This window comes from Anabaena sp. CCY 9402-a (genome assembly GCF_963920945.1).
GTDB classification, from domain to species: Bacteria; Cyanobacteriota; Cyanobacteriia; order Cyanobacteriales; family Nostocaceae; genus Trichormus; species Trichormus minutissimus.
Window position 1 is genome coordinate 1 of sequence record NZ_CAWUDL010000142.1, and the last position, 6,489, is coordinate 6,489.

7 protein-coding genes are annotated in these 6,489 nt (G+C 40.8%); 3 read left to right on the plus strand and 4 right to left on the minus strand.

Going from position 1 to position 6,489, the window contains the following annotated elements; genetic code table 11:
* Window positions 1-338 precede the first annotated feature (338 nt).
* Genes ACM0OR_RS27380 through ACM0OR_RS27390 form a run of 3 tightly spaced genes read right to left on the minus strand, consistent with a single transcriptional unit; the run spans window position 339 to window position 2,233 of the window.
* On the minus strand, window positions 339-737 hold the full coding sequence (locus tag ACM0OR_RS27380; protein ID WP_414579554.1) for a helix-turn-helix domain-containing protein: 399 nt from the start codon (window positions 735-737) through the stop codon (window positions 339-341).
* Window positions 721-1,020, minus strand: a complete 300-nt coding sequence (locus ACM0OR_RS27385) for a type II toxin-antitoxin system HigB family toxin (RefSeq protein WP_414579555.1) — start codon at window positions 1,018-1,020, stop codon at window positions 721-723. Before ACM0OR_RS27385 ends, ACM0OR_RS27380 begins: the two co-directional genes overlap by 17 nt.
* A gap of 25 nt (window positions 1,021-1,045) precedes the next feature.
* Window positions 1,046-2,233, minus strand: coding sequence for an FAD-dependent oxidoreductase (locus tag ACM0OR_RS27390; RefSeq protein WP_414579556.1), 1,188 nt, complete (start codon window positions 2,231-2,233; stop codon window positions 1,046-1,048).
* An 84-nt stretch (window positions 2,234-2,317) separates the two neighbouring features.
* On the opposite strand from ACM0OR_RS27390, the gene ACM0OR_RS27395 reads away from it, so the two are divergent.
* The 3 genes from ACM0OR_RS27395 (at window position 2,318) to ACM0OR_RS27405 (ending at window position 6,154) form a co-directional block, all read left to right on the plus strand.
* Window positions 2,318-2,866, plus strand: coding sequence for a (2Fe-2S)-binding protein (locus ACM0OR_RS27395; protein WP_414579557.1), 549 nt, complete (start codon window positions 2,318-2,320; stop codon window positions 2,864-2,866).
* A complete protein-coding gene (locus ACM0OR_RS27400; protein WP_414579558.1) occupies window positions 2,853-3,821 on the plus strand; it encodes an FAD binding domain-containing protein in 969 nt (322 codons plus the stop codon). Before ACM0OR_RS27395 ends, ACM0OR_RS27400 begins: the two co-directional genes overlap by 14 nt.
* 134 nt (window positions 3,822-3,955) lie before the next feature.
* The gene (locus tag ACM0OR_RS27405; RefSeq protein ID WP_414579559.1) at window positions 3,956-6,154 is read left to right on the plus strand and encodes a xanthine dehydrogenase family protein molybdopterin-binding subunit; all 2,199 of its coding nucleotides are present in this window, start codon (window positions 3,956-3,958) and stop codon (window positions 6,152-6,154) included.
* Between the two features lie 44 nt (window positions 6,155-6,198).
* Here ACM0OR_RS27405 and ACM0OR_RS27410 read toward each other — a convergent pair whose 3' ends face one another.
* Entirely contained in the window at window positions 6,199-6,438 is a 240-nt protein-coding gene (locus tag ACM0OR_RS27410) for a hypothetical protein (RefSeq protein WP_414579560.1), read from the minus strand.
* Between the last annotated feature and the right edge of the window lie 51 nt (window positions 6,439-6,489).

Below are 6,489 nucleotides of genomic sequence, written 5' to 3' on the forward strand. Positions count from 1 at the left end.
TATATCTCCTATAATCCCTTCACAGTCAGCTTTTTATCTTTTATAGACAAGTCTACTGTTTTTGCTGAACTTTGAAAAAATATATAGCGCTGAGTTTTCATAATTTCTAACAAATTCATGAATCAAGATTAGTGTTATTCCAATTTTATTGATAACCGTAATTTCACTAGTTAATAGCAAATTTAAATTTTCTGTACTCAACAGTAAATATACTAAATTAAATTTAATTTTTATTAAAAACTACAATGATACCTTGCCGAAGAGGCAAGATATTAATTTCAATAATTACATCCAACAAATACACCATTTTTCGGGATTTTTGATTTTATTTTAGCCACTCAAGTAAATAAGCTTGCATCTACATGAAAATAATCTGCTAGCAATTTTGCTTCTGCTGGATTGATCGCGCGATCGCCATTAACAATTTCCCGTACAACTTCCACTGATCCAATTACCTCAGCTAAGGCTTCTGGAGTCATATCACGTGCATCTAACAAATGCCTTAGCATCGAATGGGAAGTACCTTGAAGGATTGGGTAATGAGTTTCTTCAAACTTTTCAATTAATGTTACCAACAGTGCCAACAGCGTCTCCTCTTCTGGTGTAAGATTGGGACGATGTTCTAAAGTTAAAGCCAGTTTGATAGCTTGTTCATTTTCTTCTTCCGTATTAATTGTTTTTGGTTGATACTCAGCTAGCAATTTACCGTAAGATTCAGGATCAAAAGTACGTGTCATTTTTCCATTTATCCTTATCATATTCGGCGTGAGTTAAAACATATTTAATATAAATTCTTTGAGCTTCGTAAACAATATCAACAATTAAACGATAGTTGTTTCCTTTGATATTAAACACTGTGAAGTTGCCAACCGCTTCTGCTTTTGGATAAATAGCCTGAACTTCAATCAGATTATTCCATTCAGCTTTAGTTGCCACCCTATACCAATCATAAAGCGCATCACAGGAATCTGTGTGTGCCTCACAAAACTCCCGCAAAATTCTGCGGCTGATAACGTGCATTTACTTATCTAATGAGGATTGGAATTCATAATATCGCAGGTGGTTTGTAATTATAAAGCCAATCTTGAAATTCATCATTATTAAACTGGGGTCTAGCGTCTCCTTCTGAGAATCGCTCTGATGTTTGTTTAGTGGTATCAATATCGTAATAGCGCATCTCACCGATCGCGCTACGAGCTTGGATAAGACTTGTACGCTGGATGCGGCTTTGTTCATAGTTGGTTAAAGCCTCTGTTAAACTTGCGCCTTGGGATAAGCAGGCTTGCAATTCGCAGACATCCTCAAAGGTGCTATTTGCTCCCTGACCCATAGCTGGGGCCATTGGATGTGCTGCATCGCCTAATAGTGTAACTCTACCTTTACTCCAGTGAGTTAACGGGGGGCGATCGCAGATTGGCCCTTCCCAAATTTGTTCGGCTGGTGTGGCTTCTACTAAGGCGCGAAAGGAATCATCCCACCCGGTTAATTCATGGAGAATCCGAGTTTTGACTGCTTCTGGACTCTGGGAAAGCTGATAATCTGTCATAAATTTACGACTAATCCAACTGGTGTAACCTTCTCCCACATCGAGAATATACATAAATTGCTGATTACCTTTGACAAATACTAGTTGATAAGAATTAGATAACTCATGGCGATATTCGAGGACGGAACGCCAACACATACTTCCTAGATAATTCGGTTTACCCTCACCAAATAAGCTTTCTCTAACGGTGGAGTTTACCCCATCAGCACCAATTAATAAATCTGCATATGCTGTTTTGCCATTCTCAAAGTAGATGGCTACGCCACTTTCATCTTGTTCAAAGCCAATACAGCGATGATTGAGATGAATAATTTCTGATGGTAATCTTGATGCTAAGGTTTGCTGCAATCGCCACCACCAAACAGTTAATAATGGGTGTCCATATTTTTCTAATAATGTGCTGGAGTGTGTTCTAATGGTTTCCCCCGCCATACTTTTGAGAACCGTCTGGTGAACCGGACAGCCAGACTTTGTGAGGGTGCTGATAATTCCCGGTGCGATCGCTTCTAAACAATTCAAGCCATTGGAGACTAATCCTAAACCTGTCCCAGCCGGGCGGAAATCCTGGGCTTTTTCGTATACTTGCACATCTAACCCCAGATTTGAGAGCGCGATCGCCGCCGCTAAACCACCAGGGCCAGCACCAATAATGGCAACTCTTTGTACTAATAATTTTGAGTCTATCATATTTTTTATGAGATACTATGTTGAGAACTTTAGCTGAAAATATTGCTAAAATTCATCTACAAAAGAGAAAATATCCAATTACATATGGACAAAAAAATTATATCTCCAACAAGTCATAATTTTCCTAATGAAGACATAAAAATATTTCCCTCAGAAGAAGTAGAAATGGTTTTATGTGTGAATAATCAGTCTTATTTGGTAAACCTAGAACCTTGTATGACGTTACTTGACGCGCTGCGAGAGAAGCTGGGTTTGATCGGGACTAAAAAAGTGTGCGATCGCGGCGAGTGTGGTGCTTGTACAGTATTGGTAAATGGTCGGCGAATTAACTCTTGTATGACTTTAGCAATCATGCACACAGACAGCGAAATTACTACAATAGAGGGATTAGCAAAAGATGGCGAACTCCATCCTATGCAAACAGCTTTTATTACCCATGATGCCTTTCAATGTGGCTACTGTACATCTGGTCAAATAGTATCTGCCGTAGGGATGATTTCTGAAGAAATCCCCCAATTAAAGGCAGAAATTCGCGAAAATATGAGTGGTAATCTTTGTCGATGCGGTGCTTATCCCAATATTATTGCGGCTATTCAAGAGGTACTAGAGGGAATAGAAGATGCAGCCATTTAGTTATGCCAAAGTAACAACTAAAGAACAGGCGATATCGACATTAAAACAAGACCAAACTGCGGCATTTATCGCAGGTGGTACAGATTTATTAGGCTTAATGAAAGATAGGGTGCAGTCAGCTAATATATTAATTGATATTAACAGTTTACCTTTAGCTAATATTGAAATCTCCGCCACAGTAGTTCGCATTGGTGCAGTTTGTCGGCTAACTGATGTTGCCTTTAATCCTTATATTCAGGAACACTATCCAGTCATTACCCAAGCCATAAATCAAAGTGCATCACCCCAACTTAGAAACATGGCGACAGTTGGCGGTAATTTATTACAAAAAGTACGCTGTCCTTATTTTCGTGATCCAGCTTTCCCCTGTAACAAACGTACCCCAGATATAGGTTGTTCTGCAATTAACAGTTACAACCGGATGCACGCTATTTTCGGCACTAGTGAACATTGTATTGCCGTACATTCCTCAGATTTAGCAGTAGCTTTAACCGCATTAGATGCAGTAATTTGTATTCAAGGTGCAGAACAAGAACGCCGTATTTCTATTCATGACTTTTATCTCTTACCAGGAGACACACCACATCAAGAAACACTATTACAGTCTGGAGAATTAATTGTGGCTGTGGAAATACCAAATGGTAGTTTTAGGACAAAATCACATTATTTGAAAGTCCGAGATAGAGCAGCTTATGAATTTGCTTTAACATCTGTAGCTATTGCTTTAGAGAGAGAGCAAGACACAATTAAAATAGCCAAAATTGCCTTTGGTGGAGTAGGAACTAAACCTTGGCGTGCGTGGGAAGTTGAGGAATTTTTACAAGATAAACTACTAAATCAAGATACATTAACAACTGCGGCAGAATTAGCAGTTAAAGAAGCTAAACCACAGCAACATAACGAATTCAAAATCGAGTTAGTAAAACGTGTTTTAATCCGCGCACTTAGTGAATAATTATTAAGATTTATCACGCAGAGGCGCGGAGGCGCAGAGAGAAGAATCAGAGAAATAAACAAGCCAAAAAAATTAACTTCTCTAACTCCTCTTGTGTGAGCCAAATTAATCCCCCAAAACTCAGCGAAAAGATTATGAATAACATTATCGGTCAACCCCTCAATCGCGTCGATGGTAGATTAAAGGTGACAGGAGAAGCTCAATATACAGCCGATATTCCTATAGAAAAATTAACCTATGGAGTAATATTTCAAAGTGCGATCGCTAAAGGTAAAGTCCTCACCATAGAGACAACCCAAACCTTAGCCGTCCCTGGTGTAATAGATATTATCACCTATGATCAAACCCCCAACTTAATCAATATCCCCTTCATTCCCACCCCAACCCCACCAGAAAAAGATGATAATATTTACCATCATGGCCAACCCTTGGGCATTGTAATTGCCGAAACCTTAGAACAGGCTGAATACGGTGCATTTCTGGTAAAAATCACCTATGAGGAAGAAACGCCGACAGTGACAATGGCGCAAGCACTACCAGAAGTATTTGAGCCAGAATCTATCTTTTTTGGCATTATGCCTGGAAAAATCACCAGAGGCGATATTGAATTAGGTAAAACTCAGGCTGAAATTTTCATTGAACAGGTGTACAGCACCCCAATGGAACATCATAATCCTTTAGAAACTTCTGCTACCATCGCCATTTGGGAAGGAGATAATTTAACAATATATGAAACTACGCAAGGTATTTCCGGTAAACAGAAACGTCTTGCAGGGGTGCTAAACCTACCCCCGGAAAATGTCCGCGTCATCTCCAAATATTTAGGCGGGGGATTTGGTTGTAAGGCCTTGCTACGTTCCCATACTATCCTAGCCGCGATCGCATCTCGTCAAGTCCAGCGTCCAGTGAAAGTTGTGCTGACGCGATCGCAAATGTATACTGCTTGTGGTTACAGATCCCAAACTTACCAAGAACTCACCCTAGGCGCAACCAAACAAGGACAGCTAACCCTCACCAAACACATCGGGACATCCTTAACTTCCATTTTTGATGACTTTGTAGAACCAGTAGGCGCAGCCACCACCATGATTTACGCCTGCCCCAATTTGGAAGTAAAATACCGTTTAGCGCGAATCAATGCAGGTACACCCACCTTTATGCGTGCGCCAGGCGAAGCACCGGGGATGTTTGCCTTAGAATCGGCAATGGATGAACTAGCCTATGCCTTAAATATTGACCCCATCGAAATTAGATTGCAAAATCATGCAGATATCAACCCCCAAACAGGCTTACCTTGGTCGAGTAAATCACTCAAACAATGCTACCAAAAAGGGGCAGAACTTTTTGGCTGGTCACAACGTCACCCTACACCCCGTTCTATGCAGGATGGTAACTTCCTGATAGGTTGGGGAATGGCGAGTGCAACATTTCCCACCCATTCCATGTCTGCAACTGTCAAAGTAGAAATTTTTGCTACAGGGGAAGTCAGCGTCCAAACTGGAACTCAAGACATTGGGACAGGTACTTACACAGTCATGACTCAAGTCGCGGCTGAGGCTTTAGGCTTACCCAGTCAGCCAGTACAATTTGCGTTAGGTGATAGTAACCTTCCCACCGCACCCGTTACAGGTAACTCCATCACCGTGGCTAGTGTATCCCCGGCTGTGCATCAAGCCGCTACTGCTGCACGGGAAAAGCTGATACAAATGGCAATAGCAGACTCAAACTCACCGCTTTACGGGTGTCAAATAACAGATATCAGCGTTGAGTTAGGACAAATCTTTTTAAAATTAGAACCATCTAGGCGAGATAGCTACACGGAGATTTTGCAGCGTCATGGGTTAGAAAGTTTAGTAGTGACTGAAGCTACCTCACCCAACCCAGAAAGTAAACAATATTCTCAACATTCCTTTGGTGCGGTATTTGTAGAGGTAGCCGTTGATGAGTTGTTAGGCGAAGTTAAAGTGAGAAGATGTGTAGGTGTTTATAGTGCGGGACGCATTCTCAACACCAAGACAGCACGTAGTCAGGTAATTGGCGGTATTACTTGGGGGATTGGGATGGCATTGATGGAAAAAACCGTTATGGATATGAATACTGGTAAAGTAATTGGTGCAAACCTTTCCAATTACTTGATTCCCGTTCATGCAGATATTCCCAACATGGAAGTGCAATTTATTGAAGAACACGATCCTCATGTCAACGTACTGGGAACTAAAAGCTTGGGTGAATTACCAATTGTCGGCGTAGCAGCTGCGATCGCTAATGCAGTTTATCACGCCACAGGTAAACGCATCCGCGACTTACCCATCACACCAGACAAACTATTGTGAACTTGCAAGAAACAGAGGTGTAGGGGATTATTTTGGAATTGATATTACTCAGCAAACTGGTAACGGGTAATGCGTTTAACTGTGGTTAAATCTAATCCTAATTCTTGAGTGATTCCCGCTTCTATGGCAGCAATATCTGTAGTGGGTAATTCAAGTTCTAAATTTTTGATTGCTGAGTCTGTTGTTTTAATACTGACCTTCGTAAATCCTCCCTGTTGCTTAATTTCTGCCTTAATCGCTAACACTGCAACAGATAAATTAATTTTAACTTGGTTATTGGCCAATACGGTTCAGTTAAGGCTAGCAAGCTGATGAGTGATATGAAATTTCGGAAC